Here is a 16,114-nt window from a genome sequence, read left to right as displayed (position 1 = left end):
GCCTGACCAGCGGTGGTCAGGGCTGACGAATTTTAAGAATGTGGTCGTTCACTTCAATGACGATGACGCCCTCGGATGTTGGGTCAAGCCCCGCCCGGAGTCCGGTGGGGCGAGGGCGGTCATCGGGTCCCGGGGACAGGGCCGTGATTGCGCCGTCATCGCTCACCCGAAGCGAGTCTCTCCCGCCCCGCGTGGGCGGGAACGGAAAAGACGTCGCTGGGCGGTAAACCAGAATGTCGTCATGGTCTTCCTCTTGCGAGTGCGTCCACTCGCCAGCAGGGATGGATGCTTCCGGGTTTATCGCCGACATTCGATGGGTTATTCCTTTCACTAGGGGGAATGGTGAGTGTTGAGGCGGTGGGGCTCAGTTTGTATCGGCTCCCGACCCACGGTGGCGGTTCTTCTCGGTGACGTAACTGTCCGTCAGGATCTCGAAGGTATTTCGCGGCCCCTCCAGGCAGGCCTGCATGCGAGCGACTTGGCCAGCAGAAAACATCACCATGACGTCGTCGTCCACGTAGTCCATGTAGTCCACGAACAGGTCACCGCTCGGCGCGTTGTTGCAGGACACATGGGGAAATTCGGGCTTCCCGGTGTTCGCATCGGCTTGGTTCGGAGTGTCCTCCACCTTGTCAGTTCCCACGCAGCCGGGTTCGTCCCCCCAGATGTGGTTGAGATTGAGCCAGTGTCCGATTTCGTGGGTTGCGGTGCGCCCCAGCCCAAAGGGAGAAGATGCCGTTCCCACGGTGCCGAAGGCGGTGTTCAGAATGACCACACCGTCGGTGGATGCCGCACCTCCGGGGAATTGGGCATATCCGAGTAGGCGGCCGCCCAGCCGACCCACCCACAGGTTCAGGTAGGCGTCCGCGGGCCACGCGTCCTTGCCGCCCGACGAATCGAACTTGATGGCGTCGTCGTAACTGAACGATGTGGTGTCCGTATGCGTGCGAGTGATGCCGTCGGTGTCCGCACCGTTCGGGTCCGTTGTGGCGAGGGCGAACTCCACCTGAGCGTCCTCGGCCAGAGCCTTGAAGGCTTCGGGGAGCCGGGAAATGTCGGGGTTCGTCTTGCGGAAGTCCTGATTGAGAACGTCAATCTGGCTCCGAACCTGCTCGTCGGAGAGATTCTGATCATCGTTATTCCAGATCACATGAACGACCACGGGAATGCGCGTAATACCGGTTTGAGCGGCGAAAATGCCGCGGGCCACCATCTGCCGGGACTCAACGTCCAGGGCGAGGCGGGCTTCCGCGAATCCCGGCTGCTCGGCCAGCTGCTTCGTGTAGACGTCGGGAGTGGCGCAGTAGCGCGTTGTGGGCAGGTCGCGTGCAACAGCATCGGCCATGATGTGTTCCTTTCCAAAGAGACGGTGTGCGTACTCCAATATTTTGACCCGTTTTGCGTTACTGCGGCGTTATCGACGGCACGGTAGCGTGCGGGGCGGGGGAAGGCCATACTGTGTGCGTACCGAACCGTATCGTGCCGCACTGTTGGTGAGAAAAGGGGAACCATGCTCGAGCGCAACGTGCATCAGGACGAGCCAACAGCTCATGTCAGCTCGGGGCTCGAACGCCGTGCCACCTGCAGCATCGCTCCGCCCGACCTCTTGGCGTGGCTGGCGATGCAGGGAACAGTGAGTGAGCGCGAGGCGGTCTTGTCGGCGATCGCTACCTCGGCGGCGATGCGATCTCGCCGAGCGGTGCTCGGTCACTTCAGTCGTGAACTCAATCAGAACATCGGACTTATCGGACTTGTCTCGCTCACCGAGCAGGGTGTCTCCGTGTATGACAACGAGACCAACGGGCGCAATTTCCTTCCCGGGGTCAAGAAACGTGCGGTGGGGGATCCGCTCGCGACCGATCCTGCCGTGAATGAGGCCTTTGACGGTAGTTCGGCCACCGCGAGCTTCTTTCGCGATGTGCTCGGTCGAAATTCGCTCGACAACGCCGGCATGGAACTGGTTTCCTCGGTGCATTACGGCGTGGGGTTCGACAATGCTTTTTGGGATGGCAGTCAAATGGTCTACGGCGATGGAAGCGGCCGCATCTTTCAGGTGGGCGGCCTCACTCGCGCGATCGACGTGATTGCGCACGAGCTCACCCACGGTGTCACTGAGTTCACCGCCGGCCTCGTGTACAGCAAGCAGTCCGGAGCGCTGAACGAATCCTTCTCCGACGTATTCGGTACCCTCGTGAAGCAGTACGGGCTCGGGCAGACGGCGGCGAATGCGGAGTGGTTGATTGGTGAGGGCATTCTGGTGAGCAAGCTCGGACTCGCCCTGCGCTCCATGAAGAGGCCCGGTACCGCGTTCGCAGGCGATCGTCAGCCCGGCCATATGGACCAGTACGTGGATTTACCCGATGACAATAATCCAGCCAATGATAATGGTGGTGTGCACATCAACTCGGGCATCCCCAATCGCGCTTTCTATCTCGCCGCCATGGGTCTCGGCGGTTCCGCGTGGGAAAAGGCCGGAAAGATTTGGTACAGCGCGCTGACCACAAAAATGGGTCCGCACACGCAGTTCGCCGAGGCCGCACAGTTTACGATCGATGCAGCCGGAGAACTTTTCGGAACCGACGAGCAAGCTGTTGTTCGCGGGGCGTGGACGGAGGTGGGAGTTCTGTCATGAAACTCAGCGTGCGGCGAGGTGGGGGTTTCGCCGGTATCGTCGCGCGCACCGATCTCGACAGTGCACTCCTCATCACAGCGGATGCCGCGGCGCTCGCCGCAGAAATCGAGCGCGCAGGCCTACGCGAACGTTCGGAGCCGGCCGCTGGCATCCGCTGGCCTGACGCGCAGCTGTATGAAATCTCCCTCACTGACGAGGGACGGGACTACCGCTATCGATGCACGGACGCCACGATCCCCGACGAAGTGCGTGCCCTCCTCATCTGGATCGACGCACGCCCGGAACGCGTGGAGTCCATCGAGCCCTAGCGCCCAGCGGGAGCACGCGCACAGACTGGCGTCATCCGCCATTGATACGGGCGATGAATGTCGTCGGCCTCCACATAGTGCACCCCGGCCTCCGGGCCGACGGGCACGGTTGCGTGGGCTTCCGCGCAGCAGGCCTCCCAGACCTCCAGGCGCGAGAGCGCGTGAATTTCCCCGTCAATGACACCCCACCCGCGCACGGCCTTGTAGGGAATGTTGCCGTGTGGTGACGCAAAACGCGCGCCGACCTCCACGGTTCGAAGCAGCAGGGTGAATGACTGCGACGTCCCAATGCTCCGAGTGACAAACTCGAGCAGTGCGGAGTGCGCGAGCGCGGGAGGTCGGTGACCGGTCGGGTCGGTGTGAAAGTACACGAGCCCACCGTGCTCGGCGGTTACCCGCAGCTCGTGAGTCCCGCTTCCGTGGCGGGTGCCCACCAGTGCGGCCACCAGGAGATCCTGATTGTCACGTCGCACACTCGTGCGGTCACAACCTGAACAGGTGAGCACGTAGAGGGGAAGCGGTCCGTTATCGACATGGGCGGCATTGGGAGTGAGGGTCGCGTCGGAATGACAGTAGGGGCAGGTAATTCTCATGAGATGGTTCCTCACCTGTGTCGGCAGCACGGAGTGTCGAGGACCTGACTGGACTCCCCTACGACGCCCGATTGCCCCTGTACGACGACGGTAGCAGCGCACTTTCCCCTGCGCAGTCCTCATGAATGAGGACAGACACGCACCGCGCACCTGTGCAGGGGGAGTGGGGATGCGCACCGTCACGGCGCGACGCGCCCGGGATACACCCAAAAGAGCGGCCGATTTGCGTGCTCGCGGGAATGGCCGTAATGTCATCTAAGTCACCCCACAGGTGCGGGAAGCTGATCAGCTTGCCGGCCTCATGCGGGACCAATCCCAAGTCCAAACATCCTGCTCTGCAGATTGTTTGACTTGATGAAGTTTCATCTCACACTCTCGAGTGCGGGTGGAGCTACACGAAAGAAGTGAAGTGCTCCAGTGCAATGGCCTTTGGGTCGGCGGCTGGGTGCGTCCGATCCTTGAGAACTCAACAGCGTGCACAATGTCAAATGCCAAAAACCTCGTGATTGTTGGTCGGTTTCTAGCCGATTGCAGTCAATGAGATTCCTTTGGAATATGAATTGAAAGTCCTGGTTTCGATCAGGCACTATAACAAAGCAAGTCAGTAATGATTTGTTCTTGCTAGTTTCAAACTTGTATCTTGTTCGCCTATTCCGGCGGCAGGGTGCACTAGATGGGCGCTCAACTTGTTGGGTAGCTATTCAAACATTTACGGAGAGTTTGATCCTGGCTCAGGACGAACGCTGGCGGCGTGCTTAACACATGCAAGTCGAACGGTGATGAGGAGCTTGCTTCTTTGATCAGTGGCGAACGGGTGAGTAACACGTGAGCAATCTGCCCTTGACTCTGGGATAACTGCGGGAAACTGTAGCTAATACCGGATACGACCTTGGAAGGCATCTTCTGTGGTGGAAAGAATTTTGGTCAAGGATGAGCTCGCGGCCTATCAGCTAGTTGGTGAGGTAATGGCTCACCAAGGCGACGACGGGTAGCCGGCCTGAGAGGGTGACCGGCCACACTGGGACTGAGACACGGCCCAGACTCCTACGGGAGGCAGCAGTGGGGAATATTGCACAATGGGCGCAAGCCTGATGCAGCAACGCCGCGTGAGGGACGAAGGCCTTCGGGTTGTAAACCTCTTTTAGTAGGGAAGAAGTGACTGGGTTTTCCTGGAAGTGACGGTACCTGCAGAAAAAGCACCGGCTAACTACGTGCCAGCAGCCGCGGTAATACGTAGGGTGCAAGCGTTGTCCGGAATTATTGGGCGTAAAGAGCTCGTAGGCGGTTTGTTGCGTCTGCTGTGAAAACCCGAGGCTCAACCTCGGGCCTGCAGTGGGTACGGGCAGACTAGAGTGCGGTAGGGGAGATTGGAATTCCTGGTGTAGCGGTGGAATGCGCAGATATCAGGAGGAACACCAATGGCGAAGGCAGATCTCTGGGCCGTAACTGACGCTGAGGAGCGAAAGCATGGGGAGCGAACAGGATTAGATACCCTGGTAGTCCATGCCGTAAACGTTGGGAACTAGATGTGGGGACCATTCCACGGTCTCCGTGTCGCAGCTAACGCATTAAGTTCCCCGCCTGGGGAGTACGGCCGCAAGGCTAAAACTCAAAGGAATTGACGGGGGCCCGCACAAGCGGCGGAGCATGCGGATTAATTCGATGCAACGCGAAGAACCTTACCAAGGCTTGACATATACCGGTAACGGCTGGAAACAGTCGCCCCGCAAGGTCGGTATACAGGTGGTGCATGGTTGTCGTCAGCTCGTGTCGTGAGATGTTGGGTTAAGTCCCGCAACGAGCGCAACCCTCGTCCTATGTTGCCAGCACGTAATGGTGGGAACTCATGGGATACTGCCGGGGTCAACTCGGAGGAAGGTGGGGATGACGTCAAATCATCATGCCCCTTATGTCTTGGGCTTCACGCATGCTACAATGGCCGGTACAAAGGGCTGCGATACCGCAAGGTGGAGCGAATCCCAAAAAGCCGGTCTCAGTTCGGATTGAGGTCTGCAACTCGACCTCATGAAGTCGGAGTCGCTAGTAATCGCAGATCAGCAACGCTGCGGTGAATACGTTCCCGGGCCTTGTACACACCGCCCGTCAAGTCATGAAAGTCGGTAACACCCGAAGCCGGTGGCCTAACCCCTTGTGGGAAGGAGCTGTCGAAGGTGGGATCGGTGATTAGGACTAAGTCGTAACAAGGTAGCCGTACCGGAAGGTGCGGCTGGATCACCTCCTTTCTAAGGAGCACGTGCATCTCTCCTCTGTATACAGGGAGATCAAAGATGCCAGTCACACTGAAACGAACGTTTCGGGTGGCGCTCATGGGTGGAACATTGACATTGATGCGAAGACGGTTGATTTCAACTCGGTACGCCCTTTCGAGGGTTGGAAAAGTTGGTCTCAAAGAGAATCGCATATGCACGCTGTTGGGTCCTGAGGGACCGGAACATTCCTGGCTTTGGCCGGGGTGGACCTTTCCTCTGGATCCTTTTCTGTTGGCATCAATCGCTAGCAGGTAGGGGTACCGCCCGTACTTTGAGAACTACACAGTGGACGCGAGCATCTTAAATTTGACTCTCTTAGGAGAGCAAATTACAAAGATCTAAGCAATTAGATCATTGGTCAATTTCGACTCTGAATTTATTCAGGGTACTTAATCGATTCAAACTCATGTGATTTCAAATTTTTAAGAGCAAACGGTGAATGCCTTGGCATGTAGAGCCGAAGAAGGACGTAGTAATCTGCGATAAGCCTCGGGGAGTTGATAAACGAACTGTGATCCGAGGATGTCCGAATGGGGAAACCCCGCCAGGCCCGTGAGGTGACCTGGTGACTCCCGCCTGAATATATAGGGCGGGTAGAGGGAACGTGGGGAAGTGAAACATCTCAGTACCCACAGGAAGAGAAAACAATAGTGATTCCGTTAGTAGTGGCGAGCGAACCCGGATGAGGCTAAACCGATCATGTGTGATAGCCGGTAGGCGTTGCATGGTCGGGGTTGTGGGACTTTTCAGCCAATTCTACCGAATGGTAAGGGTTAGAGCGTTGTATAGACGAACAGGATTGAAAGCCTGGTCATAGAGGGTGCGAACCCCGTAGTCGAAATGCAGTAATCGCCCGAAGAGTATCCCAAGTAGCACGGGGCCCGAGAAATCCCGTGTGAATCTGTCAGGACCACCTGATAAGCCTAAATACTCCTACATGACCGATAGTGAACAAGTACCGTGAGGGAAAGGTGAAAAGTACCCCGGGAGGGGAGTGAAATAGTACCTGAAACCGTTTGCTTACAAACCGTTGGAGCCAGCTCTGTTCTGGTGACAGCGTGCCTTTTGAAGAATGAGCCTGCGAGTTAGTGATATGTGGCGAGCTTAACCCGAGAGGGGAATGCGTAGCGAAAGCGAGTCTGAATAGGGCGATTCAGTCGCATGTCCTAGACCCGAAGCGAAGTGATCTATCCATGGCCAGGTTGAAGCGACGGTAAGACGTCGTGGAGGACCGAACCCACTTCAGTTGAAAATGGAGGGGATGAGCTGTGGATAGGGGTGAAAGGCCAATCAAACTTCGTGATAGCTGGTTCTCTCCGAAATGCATTTAGGTGCAGCGTTGCGTGTTTCTTGCCGGAGGTAGAGCTACTGGATGGCCGATGGGGCCCAAAAGCTTACTGACGTCAGCCAAACTCCGAATGCCGGTAAGTGAGAGCGCAGCAGTGAGACGGTGGGGGATAAGCTTCATCGTCGAGAGGGAAACAACCCAGACCACCAACTAAGGTCCCAAAGCGCGTGCTAAGTGGGAAAGGATGTGGAGTTGCACAGACAACCAGGAGGTTGGCTTAGAAGCAGCCACCCTTGAAAGAGTGCGTAATAGCTCACTGGTCAAGTGATTCCGCGCCGACAATGTAACGGGGCTCAAGCACGCCACCGAAGTTGTGGCATTGATATTTTTGGTAAGCCGCCACCTTGTGTGGTTGGTTCAGCCGTGTTGATGGGTAGGAGAGCGTCGTGTGGCCAGCGAAGCGGCGGTGTAAACCAGCCGTGGAGGCTACACGAGTGAGAATGCAGGCATGAGTAGCGAAAGACGGGTGAGAAACCCGTCCTCCGAAAGATCAAGGGTTCCAGGGCCAGGCTAATCCGCCCTGGGTAAGTCGGGACCTAAGGCGAGGCCGACAGGCGTAGTCGATGGACAACGGGTTGATATTCCCGTACTGACGAAAAACCGCCCAAGCTAATCCAGTAATGCTAAGTATCTGAATCCCCTAGACCAATCCCTTCGGGGTGAGGCGTGGGGCCTAGCGTACGACCCTATTCTGGTGCGGTTAGCGTATTAACAGGTGTGACGCAGGAAGGTAGCTGAGCCGGGCGATGGTTGACCCGGTCTAAGGATGTAGGGCGAACGATAGGCAAATCCGTCGTTCATGATGCCTGAGACCCGATGGGTAGCCCGTAAGGGTGAAATCAGTGATCCTATGCTGCCAAGAAAAGCATCGACGCGAGGTTTTAGTCACCCGTACCCCAAACCGACTCAGGTGATCAGGTAGAGAATACTAAGGAGATCGAGAGAATCGTGGTTAAGGAACTCGGCAAAATGCCCCCGTAACTTCGGGAGAAGGGGGGCCTGAGGCGTGAACGGACTTGCTCCGGGAGCGTTCGAAGGCCGCAGAGACCAGTGGGAAGCGACTGTTTACTAAAAACACAGGTCCGTGCTAAGTCGCAAGACGATGTATACGGACTGACGCCTGCCCGGTGCTGGAAGGTTAAGAGGAACGGTTAGCCGCAAGGCGAAGCTGAGAATTTAAGCCCCAGTAAACGGCGGTGGTAACTATAACCATCCTAAGGTAGCGAAATTCCTTGTCGGGTAAGTTCCGACCTGCACGAATGGCGTAACGACTTCCCAGCTGTCTCAACCGCGAACTCGGCGAAATTGCATTACGAGTAAAGATGCTCGTTACGCGCAGCAGGACGGAAAGACCCCGTGACCTTTACTACAGCTTGGTATTGGTGTTCGGTGTGGCTTGTGTAGGATAGGTGGGAGACTGTGAAGCTTGGACGCTAGTTCAGGTGGAGTCATCGTTGAAATACCACTCTGGTCATATTGGATACCTAACTTCGAACCGTGATCCGGTTCAGGGACAGTGCCTGGTGGGTAGTTTAACTGGGGCGGTTGCCTCCTAAAAAGTAACGGAGGCGCCCAAAGGTTCCCTCAACCTGGTTGGTAATCAGGTGTCGAGTGTAAGTGCACAAGGGAGCTTGACTGTGAGACTGACAAGTCGAGCAGGGACGAAAGTCGGGACTAGTGATCCGGCAGTGGCTTGTGGAAGCGCTGTCGCTCAACGGATAAAAGGTACCTCGGGGATAACAGGCTGATCTTGCCCAAGAGTCCATATCGACGGCATGGTTTGGCACCTCGATGTCGGCTCGTCGCATCCTGGGGCTGGAGTAGGTCCCAAGGGTTGGGCTGTTCGCCCATTAAAGCGGTACGCGAGCTGGGTTTAGAACGTCGTGAGACAGTTCGGTCCCTATCCGCTGCGCGCGCAGGAAATTTGAGAAGATCTATCCCTAGTACGAGAGGACCGGGATGGACGAACCTCTGGTGTGTCAGTTGTTCCGCCAGGAGCACCGCTGATTAGCTACGTTCGGAACGGATAACCGCTGAAAGCATCTAAGCGGGAAGCCGGCTTCGAGATGAGATTTCCATCCCTTCGGGGGAGAGGCTCGCAGCTAGACTACTGCGTTGATAGGCCGGATGTGGAAGTGGGGACTAAAGACCCATGAAGCTGACCGGTACTAATAAGCCGATAATTTGATAACACTCAGTTTGAAGAAGCTGCTTTAGCGTCCACTATGTGGTTCTCGATGTACGGTCGAGAACAACGCCCCACCTCATACGAGGGCTCTATAACTAAAAAATATAGGTTCGAACCATCGAAAGATGTTTCGGCGGCTATAGCAAGAGGGAAACGCCCGGTCACATTCCGAACCCGGAAGCTAAGACTCTTTGCGCCGATGGTACTGCAGGGGGGACCCTGTGGGAGAGTAGGACACCGCCGGACATAACTTAGCAACACCAGAAAAGCCACCCCACGGGGTGGCTTTTTCTGCGTTAACCCACCAGGTCTCGACAAGCTCGACCAGCGCAAAGGGCTCGACCAACGCAGGGCTCGACAACCGAGCCTCAGAGGCGGGGGCGCAAGCCGTCGAGTGCCACGGTGAGTACGTCGTCGGCGAGGTGCGCCGCGTCTTCGGGCCCTTCGGGGCGATACCACTCCGTGATGGAGTTCACCATGCCGAAGAGCAGGCGTGTGGCCACACGGGCGTCGATGTCGCTTCGGAGTGACCCGTCGTCGCGCGCCTCCAGCACCAGTGCAGACACCGTGCGGTCGAAGGTGCGCCTCCGGGTGAGGGCATCGCGCTCCACTTGAGAATTACCGCGCACGCGCAGGAGCAGGGTTACCGACGGGAGCTTCGCCGCCAGGACCTGCACGGCGCCACGGAGCACATAGGCGAGCCGGTCAATTGCCGAACCCTCGAGGGCGCCGGCCTCGAGCAGCACGCCTTCCAAAGCGGTCAGTGCCTCGTCGAGGGCAAGCTGCAGCAGCTCTTCTTTCGACGCGAAGTGGTGGTAGATCGCGGCCTTGGAGAGATCCAGGCGTGCAGCCAAAACCCCCATAGACGTGGCGTCGTAGCCATACTCATTGAAGGCCGCAACGGCAATGTCGAGGATGGCGCGCTGATCGTAACCGGGGCGTCCACGTTTGGCCGTGATGAGATCTGACATGCTCTGAATTATCTCACGTGGTCGACGTTCACCCACGAATCACCGCAGGTCGTAGACGCGTTTCAGCTTGCCGGTGCTGCGCTCCAGCGTGCCGGGCTCTGCAATCTCCACGTGCACGGTGGAACCGATTTGGTCTTTAATCCGCGCGATAAGTGCGGCTCGAGCAGTGTCGGAGGAAGCGCCGTCGGCATGCTCGTGACGTTCGATACGGACGGTCAGTTCGTCCATCCGTCCCGGCCTTGTCAGCTCCAGCACAAAGTGAGGAGAGAGGTGCTCGATACCGAGCACGATCTCTTCAATCTGAGTGGGAAAGAGGTTCACGCCACGCAAAATGATCATGTCGTCGTTGCGGCCGGTGATCTTCTCCATGCGGCGCATTCCGGGACGGGCTGTGCCGGGGAGCAAACGCGTGAGGTCTCGGGTGCGGTATCGGATTACCGGAAATGCCTGCTTGGTGAGCGATGTGAACACCAGCTCTCCGGTGTCGCCGTCAGCGAGGGGTGCCAGTGTTTCGCCGTCGATGATTTCGGGATAAAAGCAGTCTTCCCAGAGGTGCGGACCGTCCTTGGACTCGATGCACTCATTTCCCACACCGGGGCCCATCACTTCGCTGAGCCCGTAAATGTCCAGCGCATCGAAGTCGAGACGGTTCTCGAGTTCCACCCGCAGCTGGTTGGTCCAGGGCTCCGCCCCGAGCACCCCAACCTTGAGGCTCGAGCGGCGAGGGTCTAGGCCGGCTGACACCATGGCATCCGTTATCGTCAGCAGATAACTGGGTGTGGAGAGAATGACGTCAGGCTCGAAGTCCCTGATCATCTGCACCTGTTTGTTGGTTTGGCCACCCGACATGGGGATAGCAACCGCGCCGAGGGCTTCGATACCGGCGTGGGCGCCGAGGCCACCGGTGAAGAGGCCGTACCCGTAGGCGTTGTGCACCTTCATGCCGGGACGCACGCCCGAGGCGCGCAGACTCCGAGCCACGAGCCGGGCCCAGATGGCGAGGTCTTCTTTGGTGTAGCCCACGACGGTGGGGAGGCCCGTTGTTCCGGACGACGTGTGGATGCGTGCCACTCGGTCCATGGGGACCGCGAACATGCCAAAGGGGTAGCTCTGGCGCAGGTCCTCTTTGGTGGTGAACGGCAGCCGCGCCACGTCGTCGAGGGTGCGAATATCGTCGGGGTGCACGCCAACGGCGTCGAACTTCCGCGTGTACAGGGGCACATTCGCGTAGGCGTGCCGAACGGTCTGTTGCAGGCGGTGAAGCTGAAGGGCAAGAATCTCGTCGCGGGACATGCGCTCTTCGGGATCGAGTTCGTTCTGGGACGGTGCGTGCAGGCGGGTCTTGGTCAGCAGTGACATGGTGCCTCCGAAGCAATCAGTTGTGGGAGCGCGGGGGTGTTGCGAGGTTGGTAGTGCGACTGCGGCCACGAAATTCCGCGACAGGAACGTTGTGCTCATCGGTCACGCGCACATCGTACAGTCCGCTGCGCCCGCTCTTGGTCCGGAGTACGGCGGTAGCGGTGAGTGTCTGGCCGACGGTGGTCGGCTTCAAAAAGGTAATGTCGGCGCCTGCTGCGAGAGTGACGTGGTGGTCGTCGTTGCAGGCTATCGCGAAGGCCGTATCAGCAAGGGAGAAGATCATGCCGCCGTGAGCGACATCGAAGCCGTTGAGCATATCGTCGCGAATGAGCATCGACACGATGGCGCTACCGGGCTCACTGTGCTCCACAACCATGCCGAGTGCAGCGGATGCGCGATCACGCTGCATCATGGCGCGGTTACCCAGATGGGATGGTGTGTTCAACGTGGTTCTCCTCTTTGAGTGACCGGGCGGTGAAACCTGTACTGGCGCGGGGTTGCCGCGCCGATACCGTGACTATATACTAACTGAACGATCGGTTGGTAAAGCTTCCGCCGGCCGGCCGGTAATTTTGAGTGCCACTGATGATCAGGAGTCAATGATGACAACCCCCGCAGGGCCGTATGCCCTTGCTCCGGATGCCTCCGCAGAGAGTGCGGCGCTGTCGCCCGACGAGCAGCAGTTCAATGATCTGATCGCGGCGGACTCGCGCATTGAACCTCGCGACTGGATGCCGGAGGCGTACCGTAAGTCACTCGTGCGGCAGATCTCCCAGCACGCGCACTCCGAGATCATCGGCATGCAGCCGGAGTCCAACTGGATCACGAGGGCTCCGAGCCTGAAGCGCAAGGCTATCCTGATGGCCAAGGTGCAGGACGAGGCCGGTCATGGTCTGTACCTGTACTCCGCCGCACAGACCCTGGGGGCTACCCGTGACGGCATGACCGAAGCCCTCATCGCTGGCAAGGCGCGTTACTCATCGATCTTCAACTACCCCACCCCCACCTGGGCCGACATGGGTTCCATCGGCTGGCTCGTCGACGGTGCCGCCATTTGCAACCAGGTGCCCCTCTGCCGCGCGAGCTATGGCCCGTATGGGCGAGCGATGGTGCGCATCTGCAAGGAAGAGTCGTTCCATCAGCGCCAGGGTTTCGAGATTCTGCTGGAGCTGATGCAGGGCACCCAGGCGCAGCGCGACATGGCGCAGGATTCGGTGAACCGCTGGTACTGGCCTGCGCTCATGATGTTCGGTCCGCCCGACGACGATTCGCCCAACTCCGCGCAGTCCATGGAGTGGAAGATCAAGCGGTTCTCCAACGACGAACTGCGCCAGCGTTTTGTTGGCATGCTGGTGCCTCAGGCTGCTGTGCTCGGTGTCACGTTGCCAGACCCCGACCTGAAGTGGAACGAAGAGACTCAGAAGTACGACCTCGGTGAGATTGACTGGACCGAGTTCCACGAAGTGCTCGCCGGCCGCGGCGCCAGCAACGCGCAGCGTCTGCAGCGAAGGCGTGACGCGCACGACGAGGGTGCCTGGGTGCGCGAGGCTGCCGCCGCGTACGCCCGTAAGCAGTCCGCACGAGCCGAAATGGTGGCCTCATGACCGCGCCCGGCGATTCCGCCGCTGAAATCTGGCCCCTCTGGGAGGTGTTCGTGCGTTCCAGCCGTGGGCTGAGCCACGTGCACGTGGGTTCACTGCACGCTCCCGACGAGATCCTCGCGGTGCGCAACGCCCGTGATCTCTACACGCGTCGCGCCGAGGGCGTGTCCGTGTGGGTCGTGCCCGCCGCCGCCATCACCACGAGCGACCCCGACGCCAAGGGTGCCTTCTTCGAATCGGCCGCCGGCAAGAACTACCGCCACGCGAGCTACTACTCCAAGAGCGAGGGCGTGAAGCACCTGTGACTATCGAAAAGGACATGAGCATCGAAACGGATGCGACACCCGCCGCCGACGAGCACGGTCACGTTCAGGTTGATGTTGCCTTGCTTCCGGACGAACTGATTGCGTCGGCATCCGTTGCCTCGCCCGATGTGGCCGAGTACGCACTCTGGCTTGGCGACGACTCGCTGGTGCTCTCGCAGCGCCTCGGGTCGTGGATCTCCCGTGCGCCCGAGCTCGAGGAGGATGTGGCGCTCGGCAACATCGCCCTCGACCTGATCGGACACGCCCGCTCCCTGCTGCACTATGCCGGCACGGCGAGCGGACGCACCGAAGACGACCTCGCCTACTGGCGCGACGAGCCCGAATGGCGCTCCCTGCAGATCGTGGAGCAGCCCAACGGCGACTTTGCACACACCATCGCGCGGCAGTTCATCGTGAGCCACTTTCTCTTCGAGCTCTACACCCGCCTTCGTGAATCCACCGATGACACCCTCGCGGCCGTCGCCGACAAGGCGGCGAAAGAGGTGGATTACCACCGTGACCACTCCGTGCAGTGGGTTCTTCGGCTTGCCCAGGGCACCGACGAGTCCCGCCGCCGCATGATTGTCGCCTTCTCCGACATGTGGCCCTACGTGGATGAAATGTTCCGCGACGAACCCCTCCTTGACCGCCTGGAGGGCGTGGCGGTGCGCCCGTCAACGCTGCGCGCCGTCTTCGAGGGCGCGATTGCCCCGGTGTTCGCGGAGGCCGAGCTGGACGAACCCCGTGGCTTCATCGCCTCGGGTGGCGGGCGTCGCGGCATCCACTCCGAGCACCTCGGACTTCTGCTCGCCGAGATGCAGGTGCTTGCCCGCGCTCACCCCGGAGCGACATGGTGACCTCACCGTCCCTCGCGCAGCTGGCTCGACCTCGACCCGTCGACGCCGAATCCCTGCGTGCTTGGCTGGTGGCCGCCACGGTCGTTGACCCCGAGATTCCGGTGCTCACCATCGAAGACCTCGGCGTGCTGCGCTCGGTGACCGTGACGCCCACCGGCGTTGACGTGGCGCTGACCCCCACCTACAGCGGATGCCCCGCCCTCGACGCCATGCGCGACGACGTTCGCGACGCACTCACCGCTGCGGGTTACGTGGCCGTCACGGTACGGCTCGTACTCAGCCCGGCCTGGACCACGGACTGGATGAGCGAGGAGGGCAAACGCAAGCTCATTGAGTACGGCATCGCAGCCCCCACCGGTCACGCGGCCGCTCGACCCTCGGGGCCGGCTGGACCTGTGCGTCTGCAGCTGGCCGTGAAGTGTCCGCGTTGCAACTCCCTGAACACCCGTGAACTCGCCCACTTCGGTTCGACCTCGTGCAAGTCGCTCTATGAGTGCAAGGCCTGCCTCGAACCCTTCGACTATTTCAAGGTGCTGTGACCATGACTGCAACGAACCTCGGTTCCACCAAGCACCGCGCGCGTTTTCATACGCTCACGGTGTCCGACGTGCGCCAGCTCACCGCGGACAGCGTGGAGGTAACTTTCGCCGTTCCGGAGACGCTGCGCGGAGACTTCGACTACGCGCCGGGTCAGCATCTTGCCCTGCGCGCCACCATTGACGGTCACGAGCTGCGTCGCAGTTACTCCATCTGCCGCCCGCCGAGCACGAGCAGCGTGGGGTCGATCAGCGTGGCGATCAAGCGCGATCTGGGTGGTGTCTTCTCCAGCTGGGCCAATAGCGAGCTCCACGTGGGCCTGGACATGGAGGTGATGAGTCCCCAGGGCACGTTCACCTCCACCCTCCCCGACCTCGACGACCGGCACGTGGTGGGCGTTGCCGCAGGCTCGGGCATCACTCCACTGATGGCGCTGGCGCACACGGTGCTCGCGGCATCCGCTACTTCACGCTTTACGCTTGTGTACACAAATCGCACGGCCCTCGACGTGATGTTTCTCGATGAACTGGCCGATCTGAAAGACCGCTACCCGGCCCGCCTCGCGCTGTATCACGTGCTGTCGCGGGAGCAGCGGTCGTCTTCGCTGCTCTCGGGGCGCATCGACGAGGAGAAGTTTCGCCGCATGCTCGACTCGATTCTGCGCCCGGCGACCGTGGACGAATGGTTCCTCTGTGGACCGTTCGAACTCGTGCAGCTCTGCCGCGACACCCTCGAGGACGTGGGCGTCGAACGCGCGCGGGTGCGCTTTGAACTGTTCACCACCGGCGAGAGCAACCGCGCCAGCGGTGACACCGGACGGCCTGTTTTGGTGGCGGCCGGCGACAAGACGTTCCAGATCGAGTTCACCCTCGACGGCCAGAGCAACACGGTCACCACGCCGGTGAATGCCCACGAGAGCATCCTGAACGCCGCCCTGCGGGTGCGTCCCGATGTGCCCTTCGCGTGCGCCGGGGGAGTCTGCGGCACGTGCCGGGCCAAGCTCGTGAGTGGCAATGTGACCATGACCGAGAACTACGCGCTGGAACCCGACGAACTCGAGCGCGGCTACGTTCTCACCTGCCAGTCTCACCCCACCACCGAGAAGGTTGTCGTCGACTACGACGTGTGACCTCAGCCCGACCGAA

General features: G+C 59.7%; 13 protein-coding genes and 3 rRNA genes. 10 read left to right on the top strand and 6 right to left on the bottom strand.

Features of this window, described 5'->3' with window-relative positions:
* Positions 1-16: 16 nt before the first annotated feature.
* Together H4V99_RS15155 and H4V99_RS15150 are read right to left on the bottom strand one after the other, a co-directional pair.
* Positions 17-310, bottom strand: coding sequence for a hypothetical protein (locus H4V99_RS15155; protein ID WP_280679684.1), 294 nt, complete (start codon positions 308-310; stop codon positions 17-19).
* A 54-nt stretch (positions 311-364) separates the two neighbouring features.
* A complete protein-coding gene (locus H4V99_RS15150) occupies positions 365-1,345 on the bottom strand; it encodes a zinc metalloprotease (RefSeq protein ID WP_280679683.1) in 981 nt (326 codons plus the stop codon).
* Between the two features lie 165 nt (positions 1,346-1,510).
* Here H4V99_RS15150 and H4V99_RS15145 point away from each other — a divergent pair, with 165 nt between their 5' ends.
* Positions 1,511-2,632, top strand: coding sequence for a M4 family metallopeptidase (locus H4V99_RS15145; RefSeq protein ID WP_280679682.1), 1,122 nt, complete (start codon positions 1,511-1,513; stop codon positions 2,630-2,632).
* Positions 2,629-2,940, top strand: coding sequence for a protealysin inhibitor emfourin (locus H4V99_RS15140; protein ID WP_280679680.1), 312 nt, complete (start codon positions 2,629-2,631; stop codon positions 2,938-2,940). Before H4V99_RS15145 ends, H4V99_RS15140 begins: the two co-directional genes overlap by 4 nt.
* On the opposite strand, the gene H4V99_RS15135 is transcribed toward H4V99_RS15140, so the two are convergent.
* Positions 2,937-3,533 (bottom strand): hypothetical protein, encoded by a 597-nt coding sequence (locus tag H4V99_RS15135; protein WP_280679678.1) that lies wholly within the window; start codon positions 3,531-3,533, stop codon positions 2,937-2,939. The genes H4V99_RS15140 and H4V99_RS15135 overlap by 4 nt on opposite strands.
* Positions 3,534-4,241: 708 nt before the next feature.
* On the opposite strand from H4V99_RS15135, the gene H4V99_RS15130 reads away from it, so the two are divergent.
* The 3 genes from H4V99_RS15130 (at position 4,242) to rrf (ending at position 9,585) form a co-directional block, all read left to right on the top strand.
* Positions 4,242-5,776 (top strand): 16S ribosomal RNA (locus tag H4V99_RS15130).
* Between the two features lie 439 nt (positions 5,777-6,215).
* A 23S ribosomal RNA gene (locus H4V99_RS15125) occupies positions 6,216-9,343 on the top strand.
* A gap of 125 nt (positions 9,344-9,468) precedes the next feature.
* A 5S ribosomal RNA gene (rrf, locus tag H4V99_RS15120) occupies positions 9,469-9,585 on the top strand.
* Together the 16S, 23S and 5S rRNA genes form the textbook arrangement of a ribosomal RNA operon.
* Positions 9,586-9,707: 122 nt before the next feature.
* Here the strand turns inward: rrf and H4V99_RS15115 are convergent.
* Genes H4V99_RS15115 through paaI form a run of 3 tightly spaced genes read right to left on the bottom strand, consistent with a single transcriptional unit; the run spans position 9,708 to position 12,114 of the window.
* Complete coding sequence (locus H4V99_RS15115; protein ID WP_280679676.1) at positions 9,708-10,310, bottom strand: TetR/AcrR family transcriptional regulator; 603 nt, start codon at positions 10,308-10,310, stop codon at positions 9,708-9,710.
* 39 nt (positions 10,311-10,349) lie between these two features.
* Positions 10,350-11,669 carry a phenylacetate--CoA ligase PaaK gene (paaK, locus tag H4V99_RS15110; RefSeq protein ID WP_280679674.1) on the bottom strand — a complete coding sequence of 440 codons (1,320 nt, stop codon included), beginning with the start codon at positions 11,667-11,669 and terminating at the stop codon, positions 10,350-10,352.
* Between the two features lie 16 nt (positions 11,670-11,685).
* Positions 11,686-12,114 carry a hydroxyphenylacetyl-CoA thioesterase PaaI gene (gene paaI, locus H4V99_RS15105; RefSeq protein WP_280679672.1) on the bottom strand — a complete coding sequence of 143 codons (429 nt, stop codon included), beginning with the start codon at positions 12,112-12,114 and terminating at the stop codon, positions 11,686-11,688.
* Between the two features lie 157 nt (positions 12,115-12,271).
* Between paaI and paaA the strand changes: the two genes are divergently transcribed.
* From paaA to paaE, 5 genes are read left to right on the top strand one after another with little or no spacing between them, the layout of a single operon-like run.
* Entirely contained in the window at positions 12,272-13,273 is a 1,002-nt protein-coding gene (paaA, locus tag H4V99_RS15100; RefSeq protein ID WP_280679670.1) for a 1,2-phenylacetyl-CoA epoxidase subunit PaaA, read from the top strand.
* Positions 13,270-13,575: a 1,2-phenylacetyl-CoA epoxidase subunit PaaB gene (gene paaB, locus H4V99_RS15095; protein ID WP_280679668.1), complete on the top strand. Its 306-nt coding sequence runs from the start codon at positions 13,270-13,272 to the stop codon at positions 13,573-13,575. Before paaA ends, paaB begins: the two co-directional genes overlap by 4 nt.
* Positions 13,572-14,432 carry a 1,2-phenylacetyl-CoA epoxidase subunit PaaC gene (gene paaC, locus H4V99_RS15090; RefSeq protein ID WP_280679666.1) on the top strand — a complete coding sequence of 287 codons (861 nt, stop codon included), beginning with the start codon at positions 13,572-13,574 and terminating at the stop codon, positions 14,430-14,432. The genes paaB and paaC overlap by 4 nt, the downstream gene beginning before the upstream one ends.
* Positions 14,426-14,971, top strand: coding sequence for a 1,2-phenylacetyl-CoA epoxidase subunit PaaD (gene paaD, locus H4V99_RS15085; RefSeq protein WP_280679664.1), 546 nt, complete (start codon positions 14,426-14,428; stop codon positions 14,969-14,971). The genes paaC and paaD overlap by 7 nt, the downstream gene beginning before the upstream one ends.
* A gap of 2 nt (positions 14,972-14,973) precedes the next feature.
* A complete protein-coding gene (gene paaE / locus H4V99_RS15080; RefSeq protein WP_280679662.1) occupies positions 14,974-16,098 on the top strand; it encodes a 1,2-phenylacetyl-CoA epoxidase subunit PaaE in 1,125 nt (374 codons plus the stop codon).
* Positions 16,099-16,114: the final 16 nt, after the last annotated feature.

The sequence above is a fragment of the Cryobacterium sp. CG_9.6 genome (assembly GCF_029893365.1).
Lineage (GTDB): Bacteria > Actinomycetota > Actinomycetes > Actinomycetales > Microbacteriaceae > Cryobacterium.
The sequence above is the reverse complement of the archived record's forward strand: the minus strand, read 5'-3'. Positions and strand labels throughout refer to the sequence as shown.